Raw genomic sequence first — 16,120 nt, 5'->3', positions numbered from 1 at the left:
GTAGTCTCAGCACCATCTCAGCAACCCACCACCAAGCTATGGGTACAAGCCCTTGGAGGAGGGGACCACTGATGAACAAGCGAAAGGTGACCCTGGCCGCTGCGGCGGCCGGTGTGGTCACCGGTGTGGCAGGCCTCGGCCTGCTCGCCATGCCAGCGGGTGCGGGCCAGCCGCCATCACTCCCGGACGTGTCCGCGGAGTCACTCGTCGAACAGGTGATGACGAGCAAGCCGGGTGCGTTCGGCGGAACGGTGGAGGTCGACAACAAGCTCGGCCTGCCGTCGCTCGCCGAGATCCCGCAGCTCGCCGACGGCAAGCACAGCGCGCGGATCTGGACGGACGGCAACGGCAAGTTCCGCGCCGCCCTGCCGAACGGCCAGTCCGAGCAGACCATCGTGAACGACGGCAAGACCACGTGGTCTTGGAACTCCGCGGACAACGAGGTCGTCAAGTCCGAGCACAAGGCGGACGAGCCGAAGGCCGGGAACGAGAAGGCCGAGTCGGTCGACCCGGCCACCGCGGCCAAGCAGGTCGTCGGCATGACCAAGGAGTTCAGCGACATCACCGTCGACGGCACCGCGCGAGTCGCGAACCGTGCCGCCTACGAGCTCGTGCTGACCCCCAAGGCCAGCGAGAAGACCCTGATCCGCGAGGTGCGGATCGCGGTCGACGCCGAGCTGAAGATGCCGTTGCGCGTCGCCGTTCTGACTAACGGCGCGAGCGAGCCCGCGGGCACGGTCGGCTTCAGCGAGATCAACGTCGGCGCGCAGGACCCGAAGCTCTTCGAGTTCACGCCGCCGGCCCAGGCCAAGGTCACGACGCCGGAGGCCAAGGAGGAGAAGGGCCGCGACCGCGGATCCGAGCTCGGCATCGAGCAGGCGTTGCAGGGTGAGGACCCGCAGATCTTCGGCACGGGCTGGGACACGGTCGTCGGCGCGCGGATTCCGGCCGAGGCCATGACCCAGGTTCCCGCCGAGGCGCAGGGCCTGGTCGACAGGTTCACCAAGAAGGTCAGCGGTACCTGGGGCAGCGGCCAGATCTTCACCACGAAGGTCGCCACGATCCTGATCGCGGACGACGGCCGTGTCGTCGCGGGTGCCGTGCCCGAGCAGGTCCTGTTCGACACGATCGGACAGGTGAAGTGACCACCTCGACCAGCGCGCCGGTGACAGCGCCCAGCAAGACCGCTGTCGCCGCGCGGACCAGGGGTCTGCGCAAGGAGTACGGGAGCACGGTCGCCGTGGACCGCGTCGACCTGGAGCTGCCGGAAGGTGCAGTGCTCGGCATGCTGGGCCCCAACGGGTCCGGCAAGACGACCACGATCCGGATGCTGCTCGGGTTGGTCCGCCCCACGCAGGGGGAGATCGAACTGCTCGGAAGGCCGCTGCCAGAGGGAGCCGAGCAGTCGCTGCCGCACGTGGGCGCGCTGGTCGAGGGTCCGGGGTTCCACCCGTTCCTCAGCGGACGGGAGAACCTCGTCAGGTGTGCCGCGTTCGAGCCTCTGCTGCCTCGCAAGGAGATCAAGCAGGCGGTCGAGGACGCCATCGAACGCGTCGGGCTCGCCCAGGCGGCCCACCGCAGGTACCGGGGGTACTCGCTCGGCATGAAGCAACGTCTCGGCCTGGCCGCGGCGTTGCTCGTGCCGCGCAAGCTCGTCGTCCTCGACGAGCCGACCAACGGCCTGGACCCCGCCGGCACGCGGGAGATCCGCAAGATCATCGCGGACCTGCACGCGGCCGGCAGCACCGTCCTCGTCTCCAGCCACCTGCTGAGCGAGGTCGAGGCCACCTGCACGCACGTCGCAGTGCTGCACCGCGGCACCGTGGTGGCACAGGGAGAGCTGACCGAGCTGCTGCAGGCGGGCGGCTCGGCGCTCCAGGTGATCACCCCGGACGTCGAAGCGGCGCTGAGCGCTCTGCGGCAGGCCAAGATCTCCGCGCGTCCGCTGGGTGAGGGCCTGCGGGTCGAGCTCGCCGGGACGAGCGCGCCGCAGGTGATCGAGACGCTCGTCCAGGGCGGCGCCCGCGTCTTCGAGGCGACGCGCTGGAAGACCGGCCTGGAGGAGCTGTTCGCACGGCTCACCGAGGCCGAGGAGGCAGAGCGCGGAATGTCCGCTGTGGACACTCTGGACGGGGGACGCCGATGATCACGCGCCAGTTCGGCTCCGAGGTGCGCTGGATGCTGCGCCGGCCGCGAACCCTCATCGGGTTGTTCGGCCTGATCCTCGTCCCGATCATCATCAGCTTCGGCATCTGGACCGCGAGCGACGAGGGCGAGGGCGGCGGCGGGCCTCCGGGGCTCGGCGCGATCCTCCAGGGCAACGGCATGGTCGTGCCGATCTTCACGTTGTTCCTGTCGCTCAACCTGCTGCTGCCGCTGGTGGCGTCGATCTGGGCGGCGGACGGGCTCGCGGGCGAGGCCCAGCACGGCACGTTGCGCGGCCTGCTGGTCGCCCCGGTGTCGCGCGTGCGGCTGCTGTTCGTGAAGCTCTTCGGCCTCACCGCGATGTCGCTGTTCGCCGTCACGCTGATGGCCGTCGTCGGCATCATCGCGGGCACGGCGTTCCTCGGCACCGACGGCATGATGACGCTGTCCGGCACCACGCTCTCGACCGCCGAGGGCCTGCTGCGCATCGGTTTGTTCATCCTGCTGGTGACGTTCCAGATGGTGGCGATCGGCGCGGTCGCCCTCGCCGTCTCGTCCACCACCGAGCACCCGCTCGTGGTGCAGGCGGCGACGATGACGACGATCATCGTGTTCCAGGTGCTCGGGCAGTTCTCGTCGCTGGACTGGCTGCACCCGTTCCTGATCACGACGGGCTTCCCGGGGCTGATCGACGTGATGCGCGATCCGATCCCGCTCGGGCAGATCGGCGACAGCACGCTGCTCGCCGGCTGCTACCTGCTGATCGGCACGGGCCTGGCGGCCATCCGCCTGGTCACGAAGGACAGTTAACGAAATCCGCCCTCGCTGTTGATCACCTGACCGGTGATCCACTCGGCGTCGTCGGTGCAGAGCCAGGAGATCAGCCGGGCGGCGTCGTCCGGCTGACCCCAGCGGCCGAGTGGCATGCGTTCGCGCACCCACTCCCTCGTCTCCTCGCCGGCGTAGCCGGTGTCGGTCGGGCCGGGGTTCACCGCGTTGACGGTGATCCCCTGCCTGATCAGCTGGTGCGACAGCGTCGGCAGGATCCCCACCAGCGCGCCCTTCGACGCCGCGTAGGCGATCTCGCCCGGCATCGGTCCGAGGTTCTGCCCGGACGTCATGAACACGACACGTCCGCCCGGCGCCCCGTCGTGCTGCCGGGCAAACGCTTGCGCCAGCAGGATCGACGACCGCGTGTTCACCGCGTAGTGGGCGTCGATCTTCTCCGCGTCCAGCTCACCCAGCGCCCCGTCAGGCCCGCTGCTCGCGTGGTTGCACACCAGCACGTCCACACGCCCGTAGGCCTCGACCGCGGCCGCCACCAACCGGTCGGGTGCGTCCGGCAGAGCGAGATCGGCGCCGAGGTGCTCGACGCGCCCGCCGATGCCCGCGATCACGTCCTCGATCGAGTCCGCGCCCCACGGCTGCTCGGCGTCGTGCGGGACGTGGTGCTGCACGAACAGATCCGCACCCAGCCCGGCCAGGCGTTGCGCGATCGCGTACCCGATGCCCTGCCGCCTGCTCACGCCCGTGACGAGCGCGACGCGTCCTTCGAGAGATCCCATAGGACTCACAGCTAACCGATGCGGGCGACGCCGTCCAAGTCAATTTCGAGCCGGACCCGGTCGCCCACCTCGGCCATCGGCCCCACGGCCTCGTACTCCTCGCCGTCGATGGCCACGAGCAGCCGCACGTGATCGCGCCGGTGGACCCGTTCCACCACGGTGCCCTCGATCAGCCCGTCGGAGTCGACCCGTAGCGCCGTGGCCCGCAGCCCGACCCGCTCGACGTCCAGCCCGACGAACGAGCCGGGTACGAACTTGTTGCACCCCAGGAACTTCGCGGTCTCCACGTCGACGGGCGACGACCACACCTCGGCCGGCGGGCCGACCTGGACGATCCGGCCGCGCGACATGATCGCCACCCGGTCGGCCAGCGTGAAGGCCTCGTCGTGGTCGTGCGTCACGACGAGGGCCGTGGTCGCGGCCTCGCGCAGCAACCGCGCCAGGTCGACCGCCAACTGTTCGCGCAACGCCCTGTCCAGCGCCGACAACGGCTCGTCCAGCAGCACCAACCGGGGCGAGGGAGCCAGGGCCCGCGCGAGCGCCACCCGTTGCTGCTCGCCGCCGGACAGCTGCGTCACCCGGCGATCGGCGTAGCCCTCGAGCCCGACCAGTTCCAGCAGCGACAGCACGCGCTTGTCCCGCGTCTCGCGCTCGACCTTCTTCATCCGCAGGCCGAACGCCACGTTCCCGGCGACCGTCCGGTGCGGGAACAGCTGCCCGTCCTGGAAGACCAGCCCGAACTCGCGCCGGTGCACCGGGACGCCGGCCAGGTCGGTGGCGTCCCAGCGGACGGACCCCGACGTGGGCTTCTCCAGCCCGGCCACCGTCCGCAGCAACGTCGACTTGCCGCACCCCGACGGCCCGAGCAGCGCCACGACCTCGCCGTCCGCCACCGAGAGCGACACGTCCGACACCGCGGTCGTCCGTCCATAGCGGACGGTGATCGAGTCCAGCTCCAGCGCCATCAGAACTCCCCGCTGCTCGGCACGCGCAACCGCTCGATCAGCAGCACGCACCCGACCGTCACGACCATCAGCAGCACGCACGCCGCGTAGGCCATCTGGCTGTTCAACTCCCCCGGCCGCGACATGAGCCGCGCGATCACCACCGGCAACGTCGGCGCGTCCGGCCTGGCCAGGAAGCTCGTGGCCCCGAACTCCCCCAGCGCCACGACGTACCCGAACCCGGCCGCCGCCACCAGGGACCGCCCGACCAGCGGCAGGTCCACCTCGCGCCACACCCGCGCCGGCGAGGCTCCCAGCGTCGCCGCCGCCTGCCGCAGCCGTTCGTCGACGGCCCTCAGCACCGGCAGCACCATCCGCACGATCAGCGGCGTCACCACCAGCGCCTGCGCCAGCGGCACCAGCATCGGCGAGGTCCGGAAGTCGCCCGGCAGCGCGTCCATCGTGATCAGGTACCCGAAGCCGACCGTCACCGCGGACACGCCGAGCGGCAGCATCAGCGCGGTGTCCAGCACCTCGGCGAAACGGGCCCCCGACCGGCGCAGGCCGACCAGCACGACGGCCGAGAACACCCCGACCACCAGCGCCACCAGGGTCGCGTCGAAGGCCGTCCGCAGCGAGTTCACCGCGGCGTCGACGCCGGTGACCGCCAGCGTGCCGCGATCACCGCGCGTGTTCAGCGCCACGTACCCGGCGAGACTCCAGCCGTCCCTTGTGGACAGTGAGCGCGTCACCAGCCCCACGACCGGCGTCAGCAACGCCACCACGACGGCGAACGCGGCGAGGACCACGTACCACTCGCCGCCGGTCGGCCGTCGAGCCAGCTCCTCCCTGTCCCGCAACGCCAGCGCGGTCTCCCGCCGGCGCCGGGCCAGCGCGCCCAGCACCAGCACCGCCAGCACGGCGGCGAACTGCAGCAGCGACAGCGCCGCCGCCCCGGACAGGTCGAACAGCTCCACCGTGCGCAGGTAGATCTCGGTCTCCAGCGTCCGGTACCGCGACCCGCCCAGCACCAGCACGACGCCGAAGCTGGTGGCGCAGAACAGGAACACGACCGCCGCGGCCGAGCCGATGGCCGGTGCCAGCGCCGGCAGCACCACGGACAGGAACGCCCGCGGCCGCGAAGCCCCCAGAGCCCGGGCCGCGTCCTCGGCACGCCGGTCCGTGTGCGCCCACAGCCCGCCGACGGTCCGCGCGACCACGGCGACGTTGAAGAACGCGTTCGCCAGCACGATCGGCAGGACCCCGCCGTCGGGCCAGAACGTCCGGAAGGCCAGGCCCACCACCACGGTCGGCAGCACGAACGGCACCATCACGGCGGCTCTGACCAGCCCGAGCCCGCGAATCCGGCACCGCGCCAGCACGAACGCCAGCGGCATCCCGGCGAGGACGGCCACGACCGTCGACGCCAGCGCCTGCCCCAGCGTGAAGCAGACGAGTTCCCAGGTGTCGCTGTCGGCGAGCGCCGACAGCACACCACCTTCGCGCAGCCCGAGCGAGACGATCGCCAGCACGGGCCAGGCGAAGAAGAGGGCCAGGAAGGCCAGCGGCAGCAGCGCCGCCGCCGACCAGCCCGTACGGGAGCTCAGCCCTGCACGAGCTTGCGCCACTGCTCGACCCACGCTTCGCGGTTGTCCTTCACCTCGTCCGCGGGCAGGGCCTGCGGGTTCGGCGGCAACGGCGCGTCCTTGGCCCACGACTCGGGCAGCGCGACACCTTCACGCGACGGGTAGACGTACATCTGCTCGGCCACCTGGGCCTGGAACTTCTCGCCCAGAAGGAAGTCGAGGACCTTCTTCGCGTCCTCGGAGTTCTTGGCACCGGACAGCACGCCCGCGTACTCGACCTGGCGGTAGCAGGTGTCCAGCACGGCCTTGGTCTTGCCGCCCTCCGCCGACGGCGACGACGCGTAGGACACGACGATCGGCCGGTCGCCCTTGGTGGCGGAGAACTCCTGGTTGTATGCCTCTTCCCAGCCGCTCACGACCTTGACGCCGTTGGCCCTGAGCTTGGTCCAGTACTCCTGCCAGCCGTTCTCGCCGTACTTGGCGATCGTGCCGAGCAGGAACGCGAGACCGGGTGAGGACGTGGCCGGGTTCTCGACGACCAGCTTGTCCTTGAACTTCGGGTCGACCAGGTCGTCGTAGGACTTGGGCTCGACGCCGCCGAGCTTGGCCGGGTCGATGTTCAGGCACACGTCACCGACGTCGACGGCCTGCAGGCGGTTCGAGTCGTCGGCCTTGTAGCGCTGGGCGCCCTTCGAGGCCTCCGGGGAGGCGTACTCGGCGAACACGCCTTCCGACAGCGCCCGCGACGCGAACGTCGAGTCGACGCCGAACGCGACGTCGCCGATCGGGTTGGCCTTGGTGAGCACCAGCTTGTTCGTGAGTTCGCCCGCGTCACCGCTCGCGACCTGCTTCACGGTGATGCCCGAGGACTTCTGGAACTCCTCCAGCACCTCCGGCTTCACCGCGAACGAGTCGTGGGTCACCAGCGTGACCTCGCGCGACTGCGGCGCGGTCGACGTGCCGGCCGAACAACCGGTCAGCGCCAGAGCAGCGAAAACAGCACAAATCCTTCTCACAGCGATCTCTCCCTACGCCGGTATGACCCGGATCAGGTGGACGGTCGAGGGCTTGCGAGCCCTCCTCTCAGCCCGGCGCTTCACCGGACTCCCGCGGTAAACGCGCAGCCTACGTGACGTGGTGGGACGATCAGGACATGGCCGAGCTGTTGAGCGACGATCAGTTGGACCTCATCCTGCCCAAGCTGCCCGGCTGGTGCCCCCAGGACGCGGCGCTGGTCCGGACCGTGGAACTGCCGAGCTTCTCCCACGCGATCATGGTCGTGAACCGGGTCGCGGAGATCGCGGAGAACGACAACCACCACCCGGACATCGACATCCGGTACAAGACGCTGACATTCCGCCTGAGCACTCACCACAAGGGAGGAATCACCGCACTCGACGTGTCCCTCGCCGAGGAGATCGACGGCGTCCTGGACGCGATGAGCTGATTCGCACACCACGTCCCACTGCGGCGTGCGTCAGCCGGCGACCCGGCTGGGCGCGCCGTCGGACGCTTCCTCGTCACCGGGCAGCGGCGCGTTCCTCGCACGCCTGGCCGCCAGCCCGATCGCGACCAGCGTGAGCATGCCCGCGGCCGGATAGCCCCAGCCGAGCAGCACGAAGTACCAGGGCCGCGGGAAGTCCCAGATGTTCGGCTGGGCGAGCAGCAGGAACGAGATCAGGTAGCCGCCGGTCAGCAACACCCACAGGCCGGCGGTGATCTTGCACAGGACGTGCCCGCCCTCGTAGATCAGCCACAGCAGGGCGGGCACCATCCACACCCAGTGGTGGCTCCACGAGATCGGCGAGACCAGCAGGCCGAGCATCTGCACGCTGACGATCAACGCCAGCGCGTCCTTGGTCTTGCTGACCGCGAACCACGTCAGCGCGGCCGCGACGAGCACGGCGACGATGTAGATCGGACCGGTCTTGACGTCGTAACCGACCGTGCGGCTCAGGGCACCGCGCAGTGACTGGTTGATCGCGCTGCCGACAGGCCCGACCCGGCTCGCGTCGCCGAGCAGCTGGAACCAGAACTTGTCCGACTGGGACGGTGAGATCGCCCAGCCGATGCCGTAAACCACGACAAAAGCGACGAACGACCACACAGCGGCCATCCACCGCCGCTGGATCAGGAAGTACAGCCCCGAAATCGCGGGCGTGAGCTTGATGCCGGCGGCGAACCCCACACCGGCACCGCCGACCCAGTTGCGCGCGCTGGCGAGGGTGCCGATCAGGATCGCGACCAGCACCAGGTTGATCTGGCCGTAGTTGAGCGTGGTGCGGACCGGCTCGATCCACAGCGTCAGCGCGGTCCACATCATGGCGCGGCGCGGGTCCTGCAGCTTGAGCAGCTTCAGGCTGGTGCGCACGATGAAGTAGAGGCAGCCCAGGCAGATCAGCTGCCAGATCCAGCGCGACGCCTCCCACGGCACCCAGCTCATCGGCGTGAAGATCGCGGCCGCGAACGGCGGGTAGGTGAACGGCAGCGGGAACACGTCCGCGTACTGGTCGAGCCGCCACTCGTACAGGTCGCCGGAGAACAGGTGCGGCGATCCGTTGCGGTACACCAGCAGGTCGATCATGGTCATCTTCGCCTGGAAGGCGACCATGAAGAGGTGCCCGGCGACCGACAACGCGAGCAGCCACGGTGCTACGGAGAGCACACGCGCTTCCACAGCACGGAGTTTCACCCCGAAAACGTTACCCGAGGCAACGAAACGGGGTACCCCGGCGTCATTAGGACGGGAGAGATCGCAAGAGGGAGTTTTTCTGATCATGTCAGTTGATCTTGTAGTTGCCGCTGTCGCCGCTCTGGCCATGCTGGGGGTCGCGTTCGGAGTGTTCGCCGCCGCCGCACGCGCCAAGAACAACGTGTAAAGCCGTTGTGAGACATAAAGAAGGGGCAACCTCCACTGTGGAGGTTGCCCCTTCACCGTCTCCGAGGGGGAACGGTGTCTTGGTACGGCGTTTAGAAGTAGTGCGCCCGGCCACCGATCGGCTTGCCGACCGCGCCCAACACGGCGAGAATCGCGCCGATCACCAGCAACACCACGCCAAGCGTCGTCAGGATGCTGATGCCAGCAAGCCATCCGACGACGAGCAGGATCAGTCCGAGGACGATCATGACACCTCCAGGTGGGGAATCCTGTTCTAGGGCTACCCCACGGCGGTAGGTACAAACCTCGCTTCATACATTCGTCAGAGATGTAATCGGCGCAGGCGGGATTCGGCGATCACACCGGACGAGCACACAGGCGTTCGGGCACTCCGCAGTCCCGGTGAGCATCGGCGGCCAACGCTTCCGCGGCCTCCGCGCCCGCGATGTCACCCGTGGCGCGGCGTGCTGACGCGAGCGCCCTGAGTGACTGCCCTTCAAGGTACCGCTGGTGGTAGCGGCGGTGCGTGGCGACAGCCTCCTCCGCACAACTCAGCGCCTCCGCCGTCTCGCCCAGCGCGAGGTGGAGCAACGCACGTTCCTTGAGCTCGTCACCCGCGCCCAGCAGGTGCTCGTCGTTCACGAGTGCGCGCACCTCGCTCAGGTGGCGTGCCGCTGCCTCGTAGTCGCCGAGCTCGCGACACGACCGCGCGGCCGAACAGCCCGCCGCGATGCGGTCGTGGACCATCGTCTCGGGGTCGCTGATCCTGATCTGCAGGTTCGCCGCGGCCAACGCGTCCTCGTGCTCGCCGCATTCGTGGAACAGTTCCGCCAGCGAGTTCCAGACGTCGGCCTCCGCGTCGAAGCTGAGCATGAGCCGCATCTCGTCGAGGACCTCGAGCATGAGGTCGAACGCGGCGTCTTCCTCTCCGAGCGCGCGCCTCGCCCGGACGGCCATGCTGGTGCCCAGCGTGGACCGCCTGGGGTTGCCGAGTTCTGCCTGCACCGCCAGATAGGCGTCCTGGTGCGCGATCACCTCGGGCAACCTGCCCAGTTCCAGGTAAACGCTGTTCAGCGAGGCGTGGACGTGGCCGTGGAGCGCGGGTGAGTCGCTGAGCTCCAGCGCCCTGAGGTACTTCTGCTCCGCGGCGAGGAGGTCGGGCAGGCTGTACGACACGGTGCCCATGTTGACCAGCACCAGCGCCTGGCCCTCGACCGATCCCATCTGCTCGTGGATCGAGAGCGCCTCCCCCAGGTGGTGCAGGGCGACGGCCGAGTCACCCGCGACGCGGGCCACCGCGCCCAGGACGGTGTGCGCGGACGCCACGGCGCCGTGGTTGCCGCTCCGGCCGCCCAGCTCGAGCGCGACCCTGCCGAGCTCCGCCGCCTGTGCGAAGTCCCCCTGGCAGTAGCGGTGCGCCGCGGTGGAGAGGCTCGCGTCGGCGATCAGCACGTCGTCGCCGGACTCGCGGGCGGCGCTGAGCCTGATCTCGCACAACGCCGACCAGCTGGTGTCGTCGCGGATCTCGTAGCAGAAGCCGCTGAGCACGACACCGATCTCGGCGGCGGGCCGGTGGTCACCCTGCTCGGCCGCTGCCACCACCGTCGAGACCAGGTTCTCGTACTCGGCGGTCATCCACGCGTACGCCTGTTCCGAAGTGGTCAGCACCACGTCCGGCAGCTGCGTCGTGGCGGTGTCGAGCGGGAACCGCCGCTGGTCGGGGAACATCAGCTCGGCAGCGGTGTCGGTCATGCGGCGGTAGAAGTCGTACAGCCGCCCGATGGCCTCGGTGACCTCGTCGCTCCCACACCTCTCCCGCGCGTACACCCGCAGCAGGTCGTGCAGGGCGAAGCGGTCGCCGCGCTGTTCCACGAGGTGAACCGCGACGAGGTGGTTGAGGTGCCGGCGGACGGTGGGCAGACCGGAGATCACGGCGGCGTCGTTCGCGGTGAAGTCCACACCGGGCAGCACCCCGAGGCGGCGCAGCACCAGCCGTGCGTCCTCGGGCAGTGCGGAGTAGCTCTCGTCGAAGACGGCGCTGACCGCGGCGCCCGGATCGCCGGGGACCGCCAGCTCGCCGAGCCGGTCGGCGTCGAGCTGCGCGACCTTGTCCGCGATGAGCATCGAGTCCTGGGCGCGCAGGTCGGCGGCCGCGATGCGCAACGCCAGCGGCAGTCCGGCGCACAACCGCACCAGCGAGGCGGCGGCGTCCCCCTCCGCGCTCACCCGGCCCTCACCGAGCACGCGTTCCAGCAGCCGCATACCGCCGTCCGCGCCCAGCGTCGGCAACCGCACGAGGTCGGCGTCGTTCAGGGTCAGTCCACGCAGGTCACCACGGCTGGTGACGAGGGTCAGGGCGTCGGCGGACGCGGGCAGCAACGGCCGCACCTGCTCCGCGTTCGCCGCGTTGTCCAACAGCAGCAGGAACTTCCGGTCCGCGACCAGCGACCGGTAGAGCGCCACCTGCTCGTCCGGGTCGACCGGCGGGGAGTCGACGCCCAGCCCCTTGAGCACGAGCGTCAGCGCCTCCTGCGGCGGCATCGCCCGCACCGGGTCCTGGCCGCGCAGGTTCACGAAGATCTGCCCGTCGTCGAAGCGCCCGCCGATCCGGTGCGCCCAGTGCACGGCGAGAGCGGTCTTGCCCACCCCTCCGGTGCCGGAGATGACCAGCACCCGCGCACCGCTCGTGGCGAGCCGTCCGACGTCCTCCTCGCGCCCGGCGAACGTGGAGAGGTCCGGCGGCAGCTGCCGCGGCGTGACGCGCTTCTCCTCGGGCGGCGCGACCTCTCCGCGCAGGATCTGCTCGTGCAACTCGCTCAGCGCCGGCGCCGGGTCGACTCCCAGTTCGTCCGCGAACATCTCGCTGACCTGCCGGTACACCGAGAGCGCGCCTGCCTGCTGTCCCGACCGGTACAGCGCCAGCATCAGGTGAGCCCAGAAGCGGTCGCGCAGCGGATGCCTGCGCGTGAGTTCCTGCAGCTCCGGCACCAGGTCCACCGCCCGTCCGGCGGCGAGATCGGCGTCGATCCGCTGCTCCAGCGCGCCGAGCTGCTCCTCCACCAGCGGCGGCACGTCGTCGCGGTGCAGCGACTCCGACGCGACGTTGCCCAGCACGGGCCCCCGCCACAGCTCCAGCGCGGGCCCGAACCGCTGCTCCGCGACCAGCGCGCGGAACCTCAGCAGGTCGAGCTGCCCCGGTTCGACCTCGGCCAGGTACCCACCGGACTCGTGCCGCACGCAGTTCGCCGCGCCGAGCGCCTGCCGCAGCCGCATGACCACCGTCTGCAGCGTCTTGTGCGCGCGATCGAGGTTCGGCGGCTCGCCCTCCCACACCCGCTCGACCAACTCGTCCACCGAGGTGAACCGGTTGGCGCGCAACAACAACGTCGCGAGCAGCACCCGTCCGCGCCCAGCGGGAACTGCCACGGGTTCCCCGTCGAGCAACACCTCGAGCGGCCCCAGTACCCGGTACTCAACTCCCACGAGCTCGAAGTCTAGGTGCGCGAACCGGGACACTGCAGATGAACGAGAACGGGCTCCGAGCCGATCGGCTCGGAGCCCGCGAAACCCCGGAACGGAGTCAGACGTTGAAGCGGAACTCCACCACGTCGCCGTCGGACATGACGTAGTCCTTGCCCTCCATGCGGACCTTGCCCGCCGCCTTGGCGTCGGCCTTCGAGCCCGAGGCCACCAGGTCGTCGAACGACACGACCTCGGCCTTGATGAAGCCCTTCTCGAAGTCGGTGTGGATCACGCCGGCGGCCTGCGGGGCGGTGGCGCCCTGCGGGATCGTCCAGGCGCGCGCCTCCTTCGGACCCGCCGTGAGGTAGGTCTGCAGGCCGAGGGTGTGGAAGCCGGCGCGGGCCAGCGCGTGCAGGCCCGGTTCTGCCTGGCCGATCGACTCCAGCAGCTCCAGGGCCGACTCCTCGTCGAGCTCGAGCAGCTCCGACTCGACCTTGGCGTCGAGGAACACGGCGTCGGCCGGGGCGACCAGCTCGCGCAGTTCCTTCACGCGGGCCTCGTCGGTCAGCACGCCCTCGTCGGCGTTGAAGACGTAGAGGAACGGCTTGGTGGTGAGCAGGGAGAGCTCGCGCAGCAGCTCGCCGTCCACTTCGGACTGCGCCGCGAACAGCGTGCGGCCCGCGTCGAGGATGTCCTTGGCCTTCTTCGCGTTCTCCAGGACGGCGCGGCGGTCCTTCTGCATCCGCGCCTCCTTCTCGATCCTCGGAATGGCCTTCTCGAGGGTCTGGAGGTCGGCGAGGATCAGCTCGGTGTTGATCGTCTCGATGTCGCTGGACGGGTCGACGCGGCCGTCGACGTGCACGACGTCCGGGTCGTCGAAGACGCGGATGACCTGGCAGATCGCGTTCGCTTCGCGGATGTTCGCGAGGAACTTGTTGCCGAGGCCTTCTCCCTCCGACGCGCCCTTGACGATGCCCGCGATGTCGACGAACGACACCACGGCGGGCACCTCGCGCTCGGAACCGAAGATCTCGGCGAGCTTGGAGAGACGCGCGTCCGGCAGCGGCACGACGCCCACGTTCGGCTCGATCGTCGCGAACGGGTAGTTCGCGGCGAGCACGTCGTTGCGCGTGAGCGCGTTGAACAGGGTGGACTTGCCAACGTTGGGCAGGCCGACGATACCGAGGGTCAAACTCACGGAGAGCGAGTCTACGGCAGGGAACGGTCGTGTCCGATTTCCGCGAGCCATTGCTCGTTCCCGCTGGCAGGATCGATGGCATGGTCATTGACGAAGAACACGCGTACCGGGTGTGCTCCGCACGTGACGCCCGTTTCGACGGGTGCTTCATCCACGCGGTCCGCACGACCGGCATCTACTGCCGGCCGTCGTGCCCCGCAGTGACCCCGAAGCGCCGCAACAGCCAGTTCTTCCTCACGGCCGCCGCCGCCCAGTCGGCCGGTTTCCGCGCCTGCCGACGCTGCCTGCCCGACGCCGTACCCGGCTCGCCGGAGTGGAACCTCCGCGCGGACCTGGCCGGCCGGGCGATGCGCCTGATCAGCGACGGCATCGTGGAACGCGACGGCGTGACGGGCCTGGCCTCCCGGCTCGGCTACTCGGAACGCCACCTCACCCGCGTGCTGACCGCCGAACTGGGTGCCGGCCCGCTGGCCCTGGCCCGCGCCCACCGCGCCCACGCCGCCCGGCTGCTGATCGAGACGACCGAACTGCCGTTCGCCGACATCGCGTTCGCCGCGGGCTTCGCGTCGGTGCGCCAGTTCAACGACACGATCCGCATGGTGTTCGCCTCGACCCCGTCCGACATGCGCAGCCGAGGCAAGGCCCCCGTCGGCACGCCGGGCCGCATCGTCCTGCGCCTGCCGTACCGGGCACCGTTCGACGCCACGGGCCTGCTCGCCCACTTCCGGGCGCACGCGCTGCCCGGCGTCGAAGAGGTGACCGCCGACTCCTACGCCCGGACGCTGGCCCTCCCGCACGGCGAGGCGACGGTCCGCCTGACGTTCCCGCCCGGCCACGTCCTGTGCTCACTGCGCCTCGCCGACGTGCGCGACCTGGGTGCGGCCGTCTCCCGGGTCCGCCGCCTCCTGGACCTCGACGCCGACCCGGTGGCCGTCGACGAGTTCCTGGGCGCGGACCCGATCATCGGCCCCCTGGTCCGCGAGGTCCCCGGCATCCGCGTGGCGGGCAGCGTGGACGGCGCCGAGACCCTGCTGCGCCTGGTGGCCCCGTTCACCGGCGTCCCGCTGCAGATCCCCGACGGCAACCTGACCCACCTCTACACGGCCGGGGACCACCCCGTCACCGAGGCGCTGGCGAGCGGCAGACTCGTCGTGGACGTGGGCCGCTCGATCGAGGACCTGACCGAGGAACTGACCCCTCTGGCCGGCCCAGCGGTGGCCGACGAGGTGGCCATGCGAGTGCTGGGCGCACCGGACGTGCTGGTGCTCCCCGAAGCCTCACGACACCTTGCTTCCCACGGCCCCGACTGGCGGCCGTGGCGCTCCTACGCAGGAGCACACCTGACGAGGAAGGCAGCAACATCATGACCGTCGCGCACACGTCCACTGTGGACACCCCGGCGGGGCCGTTCACCGCGATCGTCGCGCCGGACGGAGCAGTGCTCGCCAGCGGCTGGACCGCCGACCTGGCCCTGCTGACGCCCCAGATCCACGCCACCCTGATGCCGTCCGAGATCACCCCGCGCCCGGACCTGGGCGACGTCACCAAGGCGACCATCGCCTACCACGAGGGCGACCTGACGGCGATCGACACGATCGAGGTCCGCCAGAAGTCGGGCCCGTTCCTCCAGCACGCCTGGGACGTCCTGCGCACGGTGAAGGCGGGCGAGCCCGTCACCTACTCCGAGTACGCGGAACTCTCCGGCCGCCCGGCCGCGATCAGGGCAGCGGCCTCGGCCTGCGCCCGCAACTCGGCGGCCCTCTTCGTCCCCTGCCACCGCGTGATCAGGATCGGCGGCAACCTGGGCGGCTTCCGCTGGGGCCTGGACGTCAAGCGCTGGCTCCTGGCCCACGAGAACTAACCGACGAGATCGATCTCCGGCCCGGCCACAGCGGACACCAGCGCGGTCCCACACCTGGGACACGAACTGACCGCCGAAGCCGCGCCGGACTCCAACGCCCCCTCCATGCCAAGCCACTCGCCAACCCCGCTGTCACGGCAGGTGTGACACCCGACGCGGTAGTGGAGCCGCACCCAAGGCTCAGCACTCAGCTCCGAAGCCTGAACCCCAGCCTCCACCGAGTCGCTGAACGGCGCCCACCACGACGTGATCCGGCACCGCAACCTCCGCTCGGCACCGTGCTCGGCAGCGTCGAACGCGCTGACACGCATCGGGGCCGGATGCTCGTTGCCGGTGCAGAGCCCGTACGGCATCCCGTGCCGCAACTGCACAACCCGCCCGACCCGCAGGCAGACGAGGCAGTCGTGGACGAGGTCGAGCCGGTTGGACCACACGAAGTGGGCAGCCGGGGTGACGGTGACGCGGGCGGTGACTTCCACGT

Annotated in this window: 15 protein-coding genes and 1 riboswitch; of the genes, 6 read left to right on the top strand and 9 right to left on the bottom strand. The window is 70.0% G+C overall.

Annotation, left to right across the window (positions count from 1 at the left end; all coding sequences use genetic code 11):
* Window positions 1-71 precede the first annotated feature (71 nt).
* Genes ORI60_RS27295 through ORI60_RS27285 form a run of 3 tightly spaced genes read left to right on the top strand, consistent with a single transcriptional unit; the run spans window position 72 to window position 2,955 of the window.
* Window positions 72-1,145 carry a LolA family protein gene (locus ORI60_RS27295; protein WP_266040862.1) on the top strand — a complete coding sequence of 358 codons (1,074 nt, stop codon included), beginning with the start codon at window positions 72-74 and terminating at the stop codon, window positions 1,143-1,145.
* Window positions 1,142-2,146, top strand: coding sequence for an ABC transporter ATP-binding protein (locus tag ORI60_RS27290; RefSeq protein ID WP_266040861.1), 1,005 nt, complete (start codon window positions 1,142-1,144; stop codon window positions 2,144-2,146). Before ORI60_RS27295 ends, ORI60_RS27290 begins: the two co-directional genes overlap by 4 nt.
* A complete protein-coding gene (locus tag ORI60_RS27285) occupies window positions 2,143-2,955 on the top strand; it encodes an ABC transporter permease (RefSeq protein ID WP_266040860.1) in 813 nt (270 codons plus the stop codon). Before ORI60_RS27290 ends, ORI60_RS27285 begins: the two co-directional genes overlap by 4 nt.
* Here ORI60_RS27285 and ORI60_RS27280 read toward each other — a convergent pair.
* The 4 genes from ORI60_RS27280 to ORI60_RS27265 form a co-directional block, all read right to left on the bottom strand.
* On the bottom strand, window positions 2,952-3,710 hold the full coding sequence (locus tag ORI60_RS27280; RefSeq protein WP_266040859.1) for an SDR family oxidoreductase: 759 nt from the start codon (window positions 3,708-3,710) through the stop codon (window positions 2,952-2,954). The genes ORI60_RS27285 and ORI60_RS27280 overlap by 4 nt on opposite strands.
* Before the next feature lie 11 nt (window positions 3,711-3,721).
* Window positions 3,722-4,675, bottom strand: coding sequence for an ABC transporter ATP-binding protein (locus tag ORI60_RS27275; RefSeq protein ID WP_266040858.1), 954 nt, complete (start codon window positions 4,673-4,675; stop codon window positions 3,722-3,724).
* On the bottom strand, window positions 4,675-6,282 hold the full coding sequence (locus ORI60_RS27270; protein WP_416234502.1) for an ABC transporter permease: 1,608 nt from the start codon (window positions 6,280-6,282) through the stop codon (window positions 4,675-4,677). The genes ORI60_RS27275 and ORI60_RS27270 overlap by 1 nt, the downstream gene beginning before the upstream one ends.
* Window positions 6,258-7,262, bottom strand: coding sequence for a thiamine ABC transporter substrate-binding protein (locus ORI60_RS27265; RefSeq protein WP_416234501.1), 1,005 nt, complete (start codon window positions 7,260-7,262; stop codon window positions 6,258-6,260). The genes ORI60_RS27270 and ORI60_RS27265 overlap by 25 nt, the downstream gene beginning before the upstream one ends.
* A riboswitch (TPP riboswitch) is annotated at window positions 7,249-7,361 on the bottom strand. It overlaps the preceding gene by 14 nt.
* 32 nt (window positions 7,362-7,393) lie before the next feature.
* On the opposite strand from ORI60_RS27265, the gene ORI60_RS27260 reads away from it, so the two are divergent.
* Window positions 7,394-7,687, top strand: coding sequence for a 4a-hydroxytetrahydrobiopterin dehydratase (locus tag ORI60_RS27260; protein WP_266040857.1), 294 nt, complete (start codon window positions 7,394-7,396; stop codon window positions 7,685-7,687).
* A 30-nt stretch (window positions 7,688-7,717) separates the two neighbouring features.
* Here ORI60_RS27260 and ORI60_RS27255 read toward each other — a convergent pair whose 3' ends face one another.
* From ORI60_RS27255 to ychF, 4 genes are all read right to left on the bottom strand, one after another.
* Window positions 7,718-8,932, bottom strand: coding sequence for a mannosyltransferase (locus ORI60_RS27255; RefSeq protein ID WP_266040856.1), 1,215 nt, complete (start codon window positions 8,930-8,932; stop codon window positions 7,718-7,720).
* A gap of 278 nt (window positions 8,933-9,210) precedes the next feature.
* A complete protein-coding gene (locus ORI60_RS27250; protein ID WP_090007203.1) occupies window positions 9,211-9,366 on the bottom strand; it encodes a DUF6131 family protein in 156 nt (51 codons plus the stop codon).
* A 109-nt stretch (window positions 9,367-9,475) separates the two neighbouring features.
* On the bottom strand, window positions 9,476-12,601 hold the full coding sequence (locus tag ORI60_RS27245; protein WP_266040855.1) for an AfsR/SARP family transcriptional regulator: 3,126 nt from the start codon (window positions 12,599-12,601) through the stop codon (window positions 9,476-9,478).
* 97 nt (window positions 12,602-12,698) lie between these two features.
* Window positions 12,699-13,778 carry a redox-regulated ATPase YchF gene (gene ychF, locus ORI60_RS27240; protein WP_266040854.1) on the bottom strand — a complete coding sequence of 360 codons (1,080 nt, stop codon included), beginning with the start codon at window positions 13,776-13,778 and terminating at the stop codon, window positions 12,699-12,701.
* Between the two features lie 80 nt (window positions 13,779-13,858).
* Here ychF and ORI60_RS27235 point away from each other — a divergent pair, with 80 nt between their 5' ends.
* A complete protein-coding gene (locus ORI60_RS27235) occupies window positions 13,859-15,145 on the top strand; it encodes a bifunctional transcriptional activator/DNA repair enzyme AdaA (RefSeq protein WP_266040853.1) in 1,287 nt (428 codons plus the stop codon).
* Window positions 15,142-15,639 carry a methylated-DNA--[protein]-cysteine S-methyltransferase gene (locus ORI60_RS27230; protein WP_266040852.1) on the top strand — a complete coding sequence of 166 codons (498 nt, stop codon included), beginning with the start codon at window positions 15,142-15,144 and terminating at the stop codon, window positions 15,637-15,639. Before ORI60_RS27235 ends, ORI60_RS27230 begins: the two co-directional genes overlap by 4 nt.
* Here ORI60_RS27230 and ORI60_RS27225 read toward each other — a convergent pair.
* The coding region (locus ORI60_RS27225; RefSeq protein ID WP_266040851.1) for a hypothetical protein at window positions 15,636-16,120 on the bottom strand (485 nt) is incomplete at its 5' end. The genes ORI60_RS27230 and ORI60_RS27225 overlap by 4 nt on opposite strands.

The organism is Lentzea sp. NEAU-D7, assembly GCF_026242055.1.
In the GTDB taxonomy this organism is placed as follows: Bacteria; Actinomycetota; Actinomycetes; order Mycobacteriales; family Pseudonocardiaceae; genus Lentzea.
The sequence above is the reverse complement of the archived record's forward strand: the minus strand, read 5'-3'. Positions and strand labels throughout refer to the sequence as shown.

Coding starts and splice junctions, on each gene's coding strand:
- ORI60_RS27275 (WP_266040858.1), bottom strand. CDS start 4,675: ATGGCGCTGGAGCTGGACTCGATCACCGTCCGCTATGGACGGACGACC.
- ORI60_RS27230 (WP_266040852.1), top strand. CDS start 15,142: ATGACCGTCGCGCACACGTCCACTGTGGACACCCCGGCGGGGCCGTTC.
- ORI60_RS27235 (WP_266040853.1), top strand. CDS start 13,859: ATGGTCATTGACGAAGAACACGCGTACCGGGTGTGCTCCGCACGTGAC.
- ORI60_RS27280 (WP_266040859.1), bottom strand. CDS start 3,710: ATGGGATCTCTCGAAGGACGCGTCGCGCTCGTCACGGGCGTGAGCAGG.
- ORI60_RS27295 (WP_266040862.1), top strand. CDS start 72: ATGAACAAGCGAAAGGTGACCCTGGCCGCTGCGGCGGCCGGTGTGGTC.
- ORI60_RS27250 (WP_090007203.1), bottom strand. CDS start 9,366: ATGATCGTCCTCGGACTGATCCTGCTCGTCGTCGGATGGCTTGCTGGC.
- ORI60_RS27260 (WP_266040857.1), top strand. CDS start 7,394: ATGGCCGAGCTGTTGAGCGACGATCAGTTGGACCTCATCCTGCCCAAG.
- ORI60_RS27285 (WP_266040860.1), top strand. CDS start 2,143: ATGATCACGCGCCAGTTCGGCTCCGAGGTGCGCTGGATGCTGCGCCGG.